General features: G+C 59.4%; 8 protein-coding genes. All 8 read left to right on the forward strand.

Annotated elements, in window-relative coordinates; translation table 11 throughout:
- Window positions 1-21 precede the first annotated feature (21 nt).
- The 8 genes from C2E25_RS13575 to C2E25_RS13610 all read left to right on the forward strand — a co-directional run bounded on the left by C2E25_RS13575 (window position 22) and on the right by C2E25_RS13610 (window position 15,327).
- Window positions 22-1,851, forward strand: a complete 1,830-nt coding sequence (locus C2E25_RS13575) for a TIGR04442 family protein (protein WP_103116273.1) — start codon at window positions 22-24, stop codon at window positions 1,849-1,851.
- A gap of 11 nt (window positions 1,852-1,862) precedes the next feature.
- Complete coding sequence (fusA, locus tag C2E25_RS13580; protein ID WP_103116274.1) at window positions 1,863-3,917, forward strand: elongation factor G; 2,055 nt, start codon at window positions 1,863-1,865, stop codon at window positions 3,915-3,917.
- 162 nt (window positions 3,918-4,079) lie between these two features.
- Window positions 4,080-6,143 carry a serine protein kinase gene (locus C2E25_RS13585; RefSeq protein ID WP_103116275.1) on the forward strand — a complete coding sequence of 688 codons (2,064 nt, stop codon included), beginning with the start codon at window positions 4,080-4,082 and terminating at the stop codon, window positions 6,141-6,143.
- A 29-nt stretch (window positions 6,144-6,172) separates the two neighbouring features.
- Window positions 6,173-7,561 carry a DUF444 family protein gene (locus C2E25_RS13590; RefSeq protein ID WP_103116276.1) on the forward strand — a complete coding sequence of 463 codons (1,389 nt, stop codon included), beginning with the start codon at window positions 6,173-6,175 and terminating at the stop codon, window positions 7,559-7,561.
- Window positions 7,562-7,928: 367 nt separating this feature from the next.
- On the forward strand, window positions 7,929-9,551 hold the full coding sequence (locus C2E25_RS13595; protein WP_103116277.1) for a SpoVR family protein: 1,623 nt from the start codon (window positions 7,929-7,931) through the stop codon (window positions 9,549-9,551).
- Window positions 9,548-11,830, forward strand: coding sequence for a serine protein kinase PrkA (locus C2E25_RS13600; protein WP_103116278.1), 2,283 nt, complete (start codon window positions 9,548-9,550; stop codon window positions 11,828-11,830). Before C2E25_RS13595 ends, C2E25_RS13600 begins: the two co-directional genes overlap by 4 nt.
- Window positions 11,831-11,965: 135 nt before the next feature.
- Entirely contained in the window at window positions 11,966-14,143 is a 2,178-nt protein-coding gene (locus C2E25_RS13605; RefSeq protein ID WP_103116279.1) for a HEAT repeat domain-containing protein, read from the forward strand.
- On the forward strand, window positions 14,140-15,327 hold the full coding sequence (locus tag C2E25_RS13610; RefSeq protein ID WP_103116280.1) for an HD-GYP domain-containing protein: 1,188 nt from the start codon (window positions 14,140-14,142) through the stop codon (window positions 15,325-15,327). The genes C2E25_RS13605 and C2E25_RS13610 overlap by 4 nt, the downstream gene beginning before the upstream one ends.
- The last annotated feature ends 61 nt before the right edge of the window (window positions 15,328-15,388 follow it).

Consider the following 15,388-nt stretch of genomic DNA (forward strand, 5'->3'; position numbering starts at 1 on the left):
TTCCCGGCACCTCAGGCCGCCATGCATCAGGAAATCCGCCTTCACGGGCACCTCGACGAGACCATCGAATATTTCGCCAGTGTCGCCGGCCGCGACGTCCGGCAGAGCTATTTCTATGAGCAGGATGGTCACGGACTGAGGATTTTCAGTCCCGGCAACGAATTTGTCCTCAGCAGCGACGGGATCAGCCATCGCGGCAACGGCGGATCTTTCTGCGAATACATGTTCGGCGTCGACCAGCCGCTGGCAGATCTCGCCAAAGGCGATATCCGCAACCGCCTGGCACTCTACGGCGCCACCTACAGCGACCGGCATGAACTGCTCTTCACCGACCGGACCGACGGCAGCAGCAGCTATGACAAGATCTTTCTTGAAGGCAACGCCGTCTGCAACTATTTCTTCTTCCTCTCCGGCTCGGTTTCAGGCCGCCTTCGTGAGCAGCAGGAGGAGATCGCCCGCCTGCTCGGCAAACAGCTCAAACGCAGCCCCCACGTCCAGCACGGCGACGACATCGAACTGCTCGACGAGCTGATGGGTTACCTCGGCCACCGCAGTGCCCTGTATCTGGTCAAGCTGATTCACAAACGCCACAAGGCCTACCACGACACCTTCGCCGAACTCTATTTCGCCGACAAAAGCATTTCCGAAAAAGACTACGGCCGCCTCAGACAACTGGCCGAGGATCTGCAGATCGACCGCTATCAGCAGGAACGCATCCGTATCGATGTCATGTACAAACATCCCGACAACCGCCGCATCGTCGATGAATACCGGAGCATCCTCATCGACTGCAACCTTGCCGGCGAGATCAGCACCGCCGACAACGCCCGCCTGACCCGGCTGAAAACCCTCTCGGTCCGCAACAAGATTCCTTCGGCACTGTTCTATACTCTCGACGAGATGCTCAAACATGACAAGCTGGTCCATCTCGACGAAAAGGACGACTACCTGGCCGAAACCCGGCAGATTCTCGAAGGGATTCTGCTGCAGGACGCCGACATCGACGCCGGCATCACCAATGACGACATGCTGCGACTGCTCGACGCCAAACGCCAGGCGAGTGAAAACCGCGACCACCAGTTCGAACAGTTGCTGCTGGAAACCGGCAAGGCCTGCGATGAGCGCATTCGTGACGGGGCGGATCTCTCCCTGCTGGAGAGTTTTTCGCGTATCGTCACCTTCTTCGACCGCTACGACAGCGTCTCGGCGCACATCAGCCAGCTCGCCTTCATGGAGGGAATGCACCTCGGCGAGGAGGCGATCCGCAGCCTGCTCGGCAACCGCAACGCCTTCGAAGAACTTGACGCCGGACTTTTCGACCGACTGTTCTTCACCTCCCTGCTCGACAACAAGTACCTCGGCCGCTACGGACGAACCAAAGTCGAGATCCTGCGCAAGGGGCTGGCCGCCATCGCCGACGGCAGCATGACCATCCAGGAGCTGCTGGAAAAGGAACGCCGAACCGCAGAGCAGGAGCGCCTTTACCACCAGCTGCTCGACCACGTCAAGGACCGCATCCGCAACTTCTACTCGCGCTACAATACCCGCGCCGAGCAGGAGGCACTGCGCCGGGAGATCAGCGTGGAATTCACCAACAAGGGACTTTACGACGGCGACATTCCCAAGGGTCTGTTCCGCGACGTGGTGGTCAACATCAAGAAAGAAGCCATCTACCTGCACAACCTGCTGCCGGAAATCGTCGCCGCCCGGGATGCCTCGCTGCGTGAAGATTTTCTCGACAACAGTGGTCTCGACCGTTTCTATGTCGAAGAACTGGAACGGGAATATTTTGAGCTCAACCAGCTCAACCCGGAAAGCCTCAACCAGATCCGCAAGGGGCTCAACCCCTGAACAGGACCACCATGAACCAGCCCCCCCTCGACCAGTTGCGCAACTTCGGCATCATCAGCCATATCGATGCCGGCAAAACCACCGTCTCGGAACGTTTTCTCTTCTACACCGGTGAAATTCACAAGATGGGCGAGGTCCATGACGGTTCGGCGACCATGGACTGGATGGAACAGGAACAACAGCGCGGCATCACCATCACCGCCACCGCCACCAGCTGCCGCTGGCGCAGCTGGTGGTTCAACCTCATCGACACCCCCGGCCACATCGATTTCACCATCGAGGTTGAACGTTCGCTGCGCGCCCTCGACGGGGCCCTGGCCATCTTCAGCGCCGTCGAAGGGGTCCAGCCGCAGAGTGAATCGGTCTGGCGCCAGGCGGATCGTTACCGGGTGCCGCGCATCTGCCTGATCAACAAGATGGACCGCATCGGTGCCGATTTCGAGGCGGTGCTGCTGCAGATGCGGAAGCAACTGCAGGCACGGCCGGTGCTGCTGCAGTGGCCGATCGGCAGCGAAACCGAATTCAACGGCATCATCGACCTGCTTGAGCGCCGGGCGTTCCGTTTCGACAATGACCGGCCGGCAGTCGCGGAACCTGTCCCCGAAACCTTGCGCGCACAGGTCGAACAGGCCCGCGAGTACCTGGTCGAAACCGCGGCCGACTTCGACGAGGAGATTCTCACCGCCTTCCTCGACGGTGAGGAGGTCAGTGCCGGGCAGCTGCGCCCGGCGCTGCGTCGCGGCACCATCGCCGGACGCATCTTTCCGGTGCTGCTCGGCTCGGCACTGCGCAACAAGGGAATTCAACCGCTGCTCGACGCCATCGGCGACTATCTCCCGTCCCCCCTGGACATCCCGCCGGCCACCGCCCATCTGCTGACTGACGTGGAACAACAGCGGGAGGTCCGCTGCGACCCGGAGCAGCCCCTCTGCGCCCTCGCCTTCAAGGTACTCTCCGACGAAGGACGCAAACTGACCTATCTGCGCCTCTACTCCGGACGCCTGCGGCCCGGCGACACCATCTTCAACAGCCGGATGCAGAAGGAAGAAAAGGTCGCCCGGCTGTTCCGCATGCACGCCCACAAGCGCGAACGACTCACCAGTGCCCGGGCCGGGGATATCGTTGCCGCGGCCGGGCTGAAGGAGTCCCTGACCGGCGACACCCTCTGCGCCTCCGAACAGCCGCTGGTGCTGAGCGGCCTCAGCATCCCGGAACCGGTGGTGTCACTGGCGGTTGAACCGAAGGGCGTCGATGACCGCGACAAGCTCTTTCCGGCGCTGGAGAAGCTGCAGTGGGAAGACCCGACTTTTCGTGTCCACGAGGACGAGGAGACCGGACAGACGATTCTCACCGGCATGGGCGAGCTGCATCTCGAAGTGGTCACCCGCCGCCTTGCCGATGACTTCGGCGTCGCCGTCATCACCGGCCGACCACAGGTGGTCTACCGCGAGAGTATCCGCCGAAGTGTTGAACACCGAGAGATTTTCCAACGCGAGACAGAAGGGAAAATCCAGGCAGGAGATGTACTGTTGGCCCTGACCCCGCTGACGCGCGGCGAGGGCGTGATTGTCGACCTGCCGAAGGAAGATCTGCTCCCCGCGGAATGGCGCAGCGCACTCGACGAGAGTCTGAACCTGGCCTGCCGGGCGGGAGCCCGTACCGGCTACCCCCTGACCGACCTGCGTGTCGAGGTGCGCGAGGTTCCGATCGAAAGCGGCGTGACCACCGAAACCGGTCTCCGCGCCGCCGCCCAGCGCGGCCTGGCCATGGCCGCCCGCAATGCCGGAGTCCTGCTGCTCGAACCATTGATGATGCTGGAGATCACCACCCCGGAAGAATTCGCCGGCAAAGTCCTCGGCTCATTGCAGCAGAAACGTGGGCAGGTCGAGGGGATGACTCCCCTGGGCGGCATGGAACTGATCCGGGCACGAGTGCCCCTCTCGGAGATGTTCGGCTACATGACTGAACTGCGCAGCGCCACCCGCGGCCGTGGCACCTTCTCGATGGAGTTCTCCCATTTCGACCGGGCCCCCGACGAAACCCAGCAGCGCTTCGGACTGATCTGAGAACGACGGATCTCTTCCCTCCTCCGCAACGGCGCAACCCCTCCCGAAGAAAACCAATCTTCATGAAATAACAGCCACATCGCCTCGCAAATGAAAGATTTCCGGCTATACTTTTCGGTACCACACACTGCCGTCGCGGGAACCCTTCCAGGAGGCGAAACCATGGCTCAACGACGCACCGCTCCAACCCTTGTCAACCACATCAAGGCCGTCAAAACCGGTAAACAACGTTTCGAAAATGCCGTTCAGGGGGTCGCCCGGATGATCCTCCACCAGGATATCAAGAAGGTGGTGGTCAACGGCAAAACGACTTACGATTTCCAGATTTTCCGCCGGGGCGGCAAGCACGTGATCGGCATGTTCGACGAGATCAACAGCTTCGTCTCCTTCGCCAAGGATGCCGCCGAGGGGGGATCATCAGCCGAAATGGCTTTTGTCCTGGTCGGCGAACCGGGCAACGGCAAGACCTTCTTCGTCGAATATCTCTGCGACTGCTACCGGCGGTTCCTGAGTCGCCCCGAGAACCGCAAGCACACCTTCGTTTTCAAGGGAATCGACCGGCTCGGCAGCTACGGCCGATTAAAGAATATCGAGTCCCAGACCTACGAGGACCCGATGATACTGGCCATGAACATCGGTGAAACCCGCGAAGAAAGCCAGGTCTTTCTGGCCGAAAAGGGCGGCTTCAGCGACACCGAGATCGACCAGTTCTACGCCGCCTACCGCCCGCTGGGAGCCTGCAGCGAGTACATCTGGAACGACATCCGCCGCCACACCGACGGCAAACTCGACGAAATGCTCAAGTTCATCGAGATCGTTCCGGTACCGATGACCGAAAGCCTCGGCACCCTGACCGGCAAATACTCGGCCAAGGACAAGATCACCTCCTCAGCCGTCGACCTGCTCGGCGAGGAATCGATCCAGCGGCTGCTGCACATCACCGACACCAACAACCCCTACCGCTTCGACCTGCGGCGCGGCGCCCTGGCGCGGGTGGCCGGCGGCGGCATCCATTTCTCCGACGAGATCTTCAAGAACAAGAAAGACCTGGTCCAGGTCTACCTCGGGGTGATCCAGAACCGCACCATCGAAATCGACGGCTACAAATGGCCGATCGACACCCTGATCATCGCTACCAGCAACAATTCCGAGTTCAACCGTTTCCTGGCCGAAAAGGAAGAGGCGCCGATCGTCGACCGCTGCCGGGTCTGCTACGTCTCGCACAACACCGACTACCGCCGCCAGGCCGAACTGACCACCTACGCCATCGGCTCGCAGACCAAGACCACCCTGACCAAGGAGGATCTGCACCAGGATCCAAACCTGAACTACGCCATCTCGGCGACCGTGGTCCTTTCCCGGCTGCCGCGCTCGGAGAAGCTGACCCCGATCGAAACCATGAAACTGGCCGCCGGCGAAGTGGCCGGAGAAAAAAGCATCAAGACCCTGGCCGAGGTGATCGATACTCTCAACCAGAACCCCGACATCACCAAGCGTTTCGGCCAGAAAGGGCTCGGCCAGCGCAACCTCGGCCGTGCCGTACAGCTGCTCGGTGAAAGTTCCGAAACCAACGAAGGCTGCTGCATGGTCGCCATCGACATCTTCCCGGCCCTGGAACGGGTGGTACTCGACTATGTCTCCGACGCCAATGACCGAGCCAAGTACCTCGAAGATCTCAAGATCGCCCGCAGCCTCTACCGTGAACGGGTGATGACCGAAATGTTCAACGCCTACATGGATGAACCGCTGGCGATCCGCAAGGACGTGATGAACTATGTCAACATGATCATCGGCATCGATGCCGAGAACCTCGGTCCGGACAAGATGTGGAAATACAAGGATCCGCAGAGCGGTGAGCTGCGGGCATTGAAAATTGATGAGCGCTTCATCAAGAGCGTCGAGGAACTGCTGGGGCTGAAGACCGAGGAACAGCGGGAAACCTTCCGCACCGCGATCCGCAAGATCTACGGTCAGAAGATTTCGCTCGATCCCAACTACGACTTCATGGACAACCTCGAACTGGTCAAGGCGGTCACCGACGTGCGCCTGAAATCGGACATCGCCGGCGCCGGCAGCCTGGTCGGGGCGCTGGCCAACCGTACCAATGAAGAGAACCAGAAGCTCTATGACCGGATGATCACCACCATGCTCGACAAGCTCGGCTACTGCCGAACCTGCGCGCAGAAGACCATCGAGTACTTCTGCACCCAGGAGGATGAATCCTGAACCGCAACCCAGGGCGGAAAGATGTTCGCATGAAACGGGATCTATGGCACCGCTACCAGCAACTGCGCCGCCGCGGGCTGAACGCGCGGCAGGAGGAGATGATCCGGCGCGAAATCGAGGATGACGGCGAACACGGTCTGCCGTCTCCCCCCGAGGTGACGGTCCCCTTCCCCGAAAATCTCTACGCCTGGCAGGACTTGGTCATGTTGCAGAGCATCGGTCGCCCGACCGGTGGTTACGTCACCCGCATCCGCTCCCTCGATGAACTGCTGGAACGGGACCGCCAGCGCGAAGAGGATGGTTTCCCGCGGAAAATCCGCGTCGGCCGCATGATCCGGCCCGGACGCGGCGACGACGACAAGGTGGTGGTGGTGCCGACCACCGTCGAGGAAAAACTCATCCACGACCCCGGCATCCAGCAGGAACAGCAGGAACAGCAGGAACAGCAGGGCTCGGGGTCAGGAGGGTCCGGCGAAGGCGAAGAGGGTGAAGTGATCGGCGAACAGCCGGTTCGCCAGGGGGGCGAAGGCTCCGGCCAGGCCGGTCAGGGCAGCGGCGGTGCCCATGAACTCGAATCAAGCGCCTACGACCTCGGCCGCATCCTCACCGAACAGTTCCAACTGCCCAACCTCAAGGACAAAGGCAAGAAACGTTCCCTGACCCGCTACACCTACGATCTGACCGACAAGAACCGCGGTTTCGGCCAGGTCCTCGACAAGAAAGCGACCCTGCGCCGCATCCTTGAAACCAATATCGGCCTGGGACGGGTGCCTGATATCGGCGAAATCGACCCGGCCGACTTTCTCATCGCTCCCAACGACAAGGTCTACCGCATCCTCTCCCGGGAGAAGGACTATGAATCGCAGGCGGTGGTCTTCTTCGTCCGCGACTACTCCGGCTCGATGGGCGGCAAAGCGACCGAACTGGTCTGTACCCAGCACGTGCTGATCTACAGCTGGCTGCTCTACCAGTACCAGCGCCAGGTCGAGACCCGTTTCATCCTTCACGACACCACGGCCAGAGAGGTTGAGGATTTCTACACCTACTACAACTCCAAGGTCGCCGGCGGCACCGAAGTCGCCTCGGCCTACCGCCTGGTCAACGACATTGTCGAGCAGGAGAGCCTGGCGCGCGACTACAATATCTATGTCTTTCACGGCACCGACGGCGACGACTGGGACACCAGCGGAGAAAAGACCATCCCCGAGCTGAAACGGATGCTGCGCTACGCCAACCGGGTCGGGATCACCATCGCCGAACATGCCTACACCGACACCGGCAACACCGAAGTCGACAAGTACCTGCGGAAATCGGGCCTGCTCGACGACGCCGTCGACCTGTTGCGCAAGGACACCATGAGCGAGAGCAGCGACGAAAACCGCATCATCGAGGGGATCAAGAAGTTGATATCGGAATAGACCAGACCCGGCTAAAGGCTAAAGGCTAAAGGCTAAAGGCTAAAGGCTAAAGGCTAAAGGCTAAAGAAAAGTGGGCATTAAGAACTGGAATTTCTCAAGCAGAAAGGTGATTGGAGCGAGGGATTTTTCGTCGAATCAAGGAAGGTGAGAGAGGGTGAAGGAGGCGTAGCGGAAGCTACGTCGACACAAACCGCGCACAGGCAACGCAAGGAATCGTTCACTCTAGAAGAAAGGTCACAGGAGCGAAGATTTTTTCGTGAGATCAAGGCGCCGAGCACGGATCAAGGAGGCGTAGCGGAAGCTACGTTGACGCGGACCGCGCACAGGCAACGCAGAGATCGCGGAAAAAGACCGCTCCCCGGTAGCTATGGAACTGGTTGATCAGCATACAAAATCAATCATGGAAGGCTGCAAGCAGCGCGCCCGCGATGCCGGTCTGAGCTTTCAGGATGAATCCCTGGAGTACATCGTCACCAACCGGGATCTGCTCGACCTGACGCCGAAAAACATGATCCCGACCCTCTACGACTACTGGGTGCATGATGTCGAGGTGCTGCGCGAACGGGGTCGGTATGAACTCTATCCCAACAACCCCTTCGAGACGGTGATCAACACCCGCCCGGCGATCTCCTTCTACAATGACAACAACCCGGACTGGCTGAACGTGATGATCTTCTATCACGTACTGGCGCATATTGACTTCTTCCAGAACAATCACTTCTTCCGCCATACCTGGGACTACGATTTCACCAGCCAGGCGCTGGCCGACAAGCGACTGATCGCCTCGCTGCGCGCCCGACACGGCCGCTGGGTCGACTACGTAATTGAATTCGCCCGCGGTATCGACAACCTGGTCGATTACCACGGGCTGCTCTCCCGCCACCACCGCACTGAAGTCAATCAACCCTCGCCCAAGGTCAATTTCTATTTCGATGTCTTCCTGCAGCAAATTCAGAAGATGAAAACCAGCGCTTTCATGGAGGAAATCGAACGTTTCAACACCTGCATCCGCGACTGCGGCGAGATGTGCGAAGAGACCTTTTTCGCCGACACGGCCAAAACCTATCCCGAATTTGAAGCCATCTATCAAAAACAGGGGGACAAGAGCCCGGTGCAGAAGCAGGATCTGCTCCTCTACCTGTTGGAGAACTCCGAGTTTCTCAACCGCGATGAAAACAAGTGGATGCAGTCGATCCTGCACGTGGTACGCAAAACCAGTCTCTACTTTCAACCGCAGATCCGCACCAAGATCATGAACGAAGGCTGGGCCAGCTACTGGCACGAAAAGCTGTTCCTCGCCGATGACCGAATTCGCAGCCACGAGGTTGAGTTTGCCCGGGTCAACGCCATGGTCACCTCCCTGCCGCGGGTCGGCGTGAACCCCTATGCCCTCGGCCTGCGCCTGTTCCAGGACATCGAACAACGGGCCGACAAGGGGCAGCTGAGTTGGGAGTTTCAGCAGCTGGCCGACCAGCAGCAGCGGCGCGATTACGACCGCAAACTCGGCAGGGGGCGTGAAAGCATCTTCACCCTGCGCGAAAACTACTGCGACTTCATGTTCATCAACCAGTTCGTCGACCAGGATTTCGTCGACCATCACCGGCTGTTCGTCACCGAGAAGACCCTCAATCAGCAGCGCATGGTATGGGAATACCGGGTCGGCAGCCGCCGTGCCGAAGACTACCGTCAGATGCTGCTGGCGTCCCTTTACCATCCGCCGCACATCGAAATCAACAACAACGGCGACAACAGCGACGGCACCCTGCGCCTCAGGCATACTTTCGAAGGCAAGCAACTGGTACGGGACTACATCGCCGGAACCATGCTCGGGCTGGAGTACCTGTGGGGCAACCCGGTCGAGTTGGAAACCCACGAGGCGGCCCCGGCCCCCCCGGCCGAGGCGGGCAAACCGCGGGAGATCAAATGGCAGCGGGTCCGCTACCGGATGCACAACCGGGAACTGAAACGCGAAACGATGGGGACAGTATGAAAAAAATCGAACATGCCCTGGCCAACATCAGTCGACACCAGGATCTGCGCAATCAGGAGCGCACCATCCCCTTCGCGGAATACCTGGAGATCCTGACCCGTAATCCAGAGCAGACGATGCGCAACATCTTTCAGCTGTTCCACGATCTGCTCAAATCACATGTCGAAGTGGGGCAGGATGAATACGCTGACGATCCCGAATCAATCCACTACATGGCCTACGATTGTCGGCGGCTGTTCGCCGAAAATACCGATCGGCCCTTCTTCGCCGACCGCCTGTTCGCCAACCGGCTGATCGACCTGGCCGAAACCTTCAAGCGCAGTACCCAGCAGAACAAGGTCTATATCTTTGAAGGGCCGCACGGCAGCGGCAAAAGCACCTTTCTGAACAACCTGCTGCAGAAATTCGAGAACTACGCCAACAGCAGTGAGGGACGCCGCTATGAGGTTGTCTGGCGACTCGACCGGGAACTGCTGGGACAACTCGAGGACCACGAAACCAACCAGCTGCTGAGCCGGCTGTCGCAGATGCTTGACAAGACCTCCCAACTGCAGAACGAAATCATCCGCAGTCAGAACCGGGAGGGGCAGGCGATCGAGGTGCCCTGCCCAAGCCACGACAGTCCGATCCTGGTGGTTCCCAAAGAGGTACGCCGATCTTTCATCGACGACCTCTTTGCCAACACCAAGCGCAAGTACAAGGTTTTTACCGAAAAGGAGTACGAGTGGGTTTTCAAGGACCGCTGCTGCACCATCTGCTCCTCCCTCTATCGCGCGTTGCTGAGCAAGCTCGGCAGTCCGGCGGAAGTCTTCAAGCTGATCCATGTCCGGCCCTACCAGTTCAACCGGCGCCTCGGCGAAGGCATCAGCGTCTTCAACCCCGGAGATGCTCCGGCCAAGGAAAACGTCCTCACCAACCCGATCCTACAGTCACGCATCGACGACCTGCTGTGCGACAGCAACAAGGTACGCTACATCTACTCGCGCTACGCCAAGACCAACAATGGCATCTACGCGCTGATGGATATCAAGTCACACAACCGCGACCGCTTCATCGAACTGCACAACATCATCAGCGAACGGGTACACAAGGTCGAAGATATCGAGGAGAATGTCAACTCCCTCTTCATCGCTCTGCTCAATCCCGAAGACCGCACCAACATCGAAGATTTCCAGTCCTTCACCGACCGCATCGAAACCATCAAAATCCCCTATGTTCTCGACCTGCAGACCGAAGTGGAAATCTACCGCCATATTTTCGGCAAGCATATCGATGAGGGATTTCTGCCGCGGGTGCTGCACAATTTCGCCCGGGTGATCATCGCCACCCGTCTCAATCCAACCTCGAAGGCGATGCTCGACTGGATCGAAAAACCGGACAAGTACGCCCTCTACTGCGACAAGAACCTGCTGCTGCTGAAGATGGAAATCTATACCGGCTATATCCCCGAGTGGATCACCCCGGAAGACCGCCGACGACTGACCGCCAAGCGCCGTCGGCGCATTATCGCCGAATCGGAACAGGAAGGCTTCAAGGGCATCTCCGGCCGTGATTCACTGCGTATTTTCAACGACCTTTTCTCGACCTACGCCCGCAAGGACCAGCTGATCGACATGACCATCATCCGGCGCTTCTTCACCAAAATTCACAAGGAACTGAGCGAAGCCCTGCCGGAAGGATTCATGGAGTCGTTACTGTCGATGTACGACTACACGGTGCTGCAGGAGGTCAAGGAATCGCTCTACTACTACAACGAGGAGCAGATCTCGCGCGATATCCAGAACTACCTGTTCGCTCTCAACTACGAAATCGGCAGCAAAGCAACCAACCGCTTTACCGGAGAACGCCTCGAAATCAATGAGGATTTTCTGCACAACATCGAAAATCGCCTGCTGGAGAGCGACGCCGATGCCGAAACGCGTGCCCGGTTCCGCCGCGAAACACAGAAAGAATACACCGCCCGCACCCTCACCCAGGAGATTCTCGCCGAAGGCAAGGCGTTCAGCGAGACCGAACTTTACGGTCGACTGCACGAACGCTATGTCGCCAAGTTGAAGGAGCAGGCCCTTGATCCGTTTCTGGACAACGAGAATTTCCGTCGCGCGATCAAGGATTTCGAGCGTGAGTCGTTCAAAACCTATGACCGCAGGATCCGCGACGATGTCAGCTACCTGATGAACAATCTCTGCCAGCGGCATCAATACTCGAAAAAGGGCGCCCGCGAAGTCTGCATGTACGTCATCGACAATCAGCTGGCACATAAATTCACCCGCAGCTGAGAAGAAGATTAAACGCGCCAACTATCCGACAGCCAAGCGGAAAAACATTTATCCGACAACTGCGGTTGGTGTATCCTGTGGCCGTTGTGAGCGCGAACCGCGCTGGAAGCAAAACTGCAATCGCCGGAGGCTGTCATGGCGGAGAACACTCCGCAAAATCTTGATTTCGACACCAAGATCCTGTCGAAATTCATCTACGCGCTGAACATTTCCCGGCAGCATTGCCTGGCCTATCCCGCCGGGCACCCGCAGATTCAGAAATCCGCCGAACAGCTGATCAGCCTGCTGCGGCAACTGCTCGAATTCCGCGACTCCCTGACCCTCGGTATCACCCGCCGCTCGCTGCTGGTCCACGGATCGGCCCTCGACCAGCGCAACGCTGTCTACCGTAAACTGGCCAACGAACTTTTCAACCTCGGACTTGCCGGACTGACCTTCCGACGCGGGCTGGAGCACGACGAACTGCTGCGTTTCCAGGAGTTGAGCGTCCAGCGGCCCGAGGACCTGGCGGAGCGGGGCGGCCTGGTTGAAGTCTGCCGCGATCTCGATCTGCCGCACCTCAACCTCACCTTCATCGATTACAACTCCTTCAGCGTCACCGACGAAGATGAAATCGGGGCCAGCGACGCCCTCCTCGAAGAAGAGAAGTCGGAATCACTCTGGGACCGTTTTGTCAGCGGACTGATCGCGGGCGACCTCAGCCCCGACGGTGAGCTGAAAAGGAGCGCCACCGTCGATCCGGCCCTGGTTGCCGAATACCTCAGTCGTCGCCGAGAGGGGGCGGACCAGGAGGAGGTGCTGTCCAGCTACGAACAGACCATCACCACCTTTCTGCAGGAACTCGATCTTGAGGGCCGCAGCCAGAGCTACCGTACCGAAGCCCTCGGCAAGCTCGGCAGCTTCGTCGACGGTCTCAGCCCCGAACTTCGCCGCCAGTTTCTCTCCAGCACCTTCAATACCCTCGGCGCGCAGAACGAACTGGCCGAAGAGGTACTGACTCACCTCTCCAGCGATGCCCTGTTCACCGCCCTTGAGGATGTCAACGAGAAACGCCTGACGATCCCGCCGACCATCATGAACCTGCTCGGCAAACTCTCCCAGCACACCTCGAAGGAAACCGACCAGGTCGGAGAAACGATCTCCAGTGCCGAACTAGGTGAACACCTGCGTTCGCTGTTCCGTGAAGACGACCCCGACCGCTTCATTCCCGGCACCTATCAGCACCTGCTGCACAGCATCGTCTCCATGGATGATATCCCGACCCTGGAGGGCATGGCGGTCGAAGAACTGCGCGCGGAAATTTCCGCCGAGCCGGTCGACAGCCAGGTCTGCAACGTGGTTATCGACCTGCTGGGAAACGAGGAGGGCAGTGAGCAGGATCGGGAAGAACTGCGGCAAATCCTGTTGGAACTGTTGAGATATTTTCTCGAAACCGGCCAGTTCGACTACCTGGTCGGCCTGCAGAGGGGTCCGAACCGGTCGGCAAAACGCAACGGCAGCACCGATCTGACCATACTGCTGGCCGACAACAGTTTTCTCGAAGAGATCCTCGCCGCCATGAGCATCTGGGGCAGGGACAAGTTCGCTGCCATCACCGAATTGATCCGCAAGATCGGGACGCCTTTCATCGAACCGCTGATCAACCGGATGGCGGTCGAAAAACGGATGTCGCTGCGCCGCTACTATCTCGATCGACTGGAAGAAATGGGCGATGCCATCCGTGAACCGGTGATGCTGCACCTGCGCGACAGCCGCTGGTACGTGGTCCGCAACCTGGTCGCCCTGCTGCGGCGGCTCAACGATCCGGTCACCCTGCACGGCATCCGGTCCCTGATCAACCATCCGCACCCGAAAGTCCGGGTCGAGGTTTTCAAAACCCTGCGCCAGTTCAACGATCCCCAGGCCAACCAGTACCTGGCCCGGGAACTGGACAGCGGTGACCGCGGCCGTCAATGGCAGGCGATACGTCAACTCGACGGCAGTTTCAACCCGGAGCTGTTCGAAAGCCTGTTGCGACTGCTGGAAATCAAGGACCAATCCGTCGACGGGTTCGCCCTGAAAACGGCCGTGGTCGATACTCTCGAACCGTTCGGCAACCCCGCGGCCCTGCCGGTTCTGGAACGGGTTCTGCAGACCCGCAGCCTGCTGCACGGCGGCCGCTGGCTGCGTCTCAAGCAGCACATCATCCTCTCCCTCAGCAGTTACCCCCGCAAAGAGGTCGGTGAAATTCTCGAGCTGCTGGCGGCCAGCGGTGGTGACCTCGGGGAACAGGCGGACGCACTGCTTAAGACCCTGCAGCGGAGGAAGTCATGAGCCGCTACGACCGTCAGCCGATTCTCGATTTCGTCCGTCATCTTTCCACCGCGATCGCCACCGCGACGCTCTACAGCAGCGAGCACCGCCAGGTCACTCGGCTCTGCGAACAGGCGCGACAGGCACTGCCCCTTTCAAGAACAGGCGACGAAGGAGTCTCACTGCTGTTCGTCGAAGACGAACTGATCGCCCAGCGGCACTCCCTGGGCCGCGGCATGTATATCGACCGCCTCGCCCGCCAGCTGCGTCGGCACGGCATTGCGCATATCAAGCTGTTGCCCGGGCTCGAAACCGAAGAGATCCTCGACCTGGTGAGCCAGCTGGTCAACGCCCGCCGTGATGCGGTCATCAGGGCAGGTGAGCGTCTGCGGCTGGGTCGGGTCGAACTGCGCTATAACCGCAAGGAAGATGGGGAACGCCGACCGGGCGATGAAATCGATGAAAGCAATTTCCGTATTGAAGACCTGCAGGAAGCCTCCGGCCTGGAGGGGATCGAGGAGGTTGACGCCGAAGAGCTGGCACGTTTCGCTGAAATCTGTGAAGCGGTCAAAACCCGCCGCCAGCTGCATGCCATAGGCATCTCGGAAATCGTCGCCCGCTTCGTCTCGGCCTTCACCAACGAAGCCGGATCCTTCCTCGCCCTGGCTCCATTGCGGGAGCTGGATGAATACACCTTCACCCATTCGATCAATGTCTGTACCCTCAACATCGCCCAGGCCATGGCACTCGGCATCGAGGGCCAGCTGCTGCACGATATCGGCGTCGCCGCCATGCTGCACGACATGGGCAAACTGTTCATTCCCGATGAGATCATCACCAAAGAGAGTGACTTAACCACCGAAGAATGGGAGATCATGCGCCGTCACCCGGCCGACGGCGCGCGCTACCTGCTCAACACCCCGGGCATCCCGCGGCTGGCGGTGGTGGTTGCCTATGAGCACCACATGCGTTACGACAATCAGGGATATCCGACCCCCAGACATGGCTGGAGACAAAATATCGCCAGCCAGATTTCAACCGTCTCCGACATTTTCGACGCCCTCCGCACCGAACGCTCCTACCGAGGATCGATGCAGATTCACAAAATTTCCCAGATGATCCTGCAGATGGCGGGCAGCCAGCTGCACCCCCAGCTGGCACACAATTTCCTGCGCGTCCTCGAACGGGTCACCAGCAGCAGTTGAAGGTCACCTGAATCTGATGAAATGGTCTCCCCCGCTACCCAAATCGGCGTCTATGCGCCAT

Source organism: Geothermobacter hydrogeniphilus, from assembly GCF_002898515.1.
Lineage (GTDB): Bacteria > Desulfobacterota > Desulfuromonadia > Desulfuromonadales > Geothermobacteraceae > Geothermobacter_A.

Coding starts and splice junctions, on each gene's coding strand:
- C2E25_RS13575 (WP_103116273.1), top strand. CDS start 22: ATGCATCAGGAAATCCGCCTTCACGGGCACCTCGACGAGACCATCGAA.
- fusA (WP_103116274.1), top strand. CDS start 1,863: ATGAACCAGCCCCCCCTCGACCAGTTGCGCAACTTCGGCATCATCAGC.
- C2E25_RS13585 (WP_103116275.1), top strand. CDS start 4,080: ATGGCTCAACGACGCACCGCTCCAACCCTTGTCAACCACATCAAGGCC.
- C2E25_RS13590 (WP_103116276.1), top strand. CDS start 6,173: ATGAAACGGGATCTATGGCACCGCTACCAGCAACTGCGCCGCCGCGGG.
- C2E25_RS13595 (WP_103116277.1), top strand. CDS start 7,929: ATGGAACTGGTTGATCAGCATACAAAATCAATCATGGAAGGCTGCAAG.
- C2E25_RS13600 (WP_103116278.1), top strand. CDS start 9,548: ATGAAAAAAATCGAACATGCCCTGGCCAACATCAGTCGACACCAGGAT.
- C2E25_RS13605 (WP_103116279.1), top strand. CDS start 11,966: ATGGCGGAGAACACTCCGCAAAATCTTGATTTCGACACCAAGATCCTG.
- C2E25_RS13610 (WP_103116280.1), top strand. CDS start 14,140: ATGAGCCGCTACGACCGTCAGCCGATTCTCGATTTCGTCCGTCATCTT.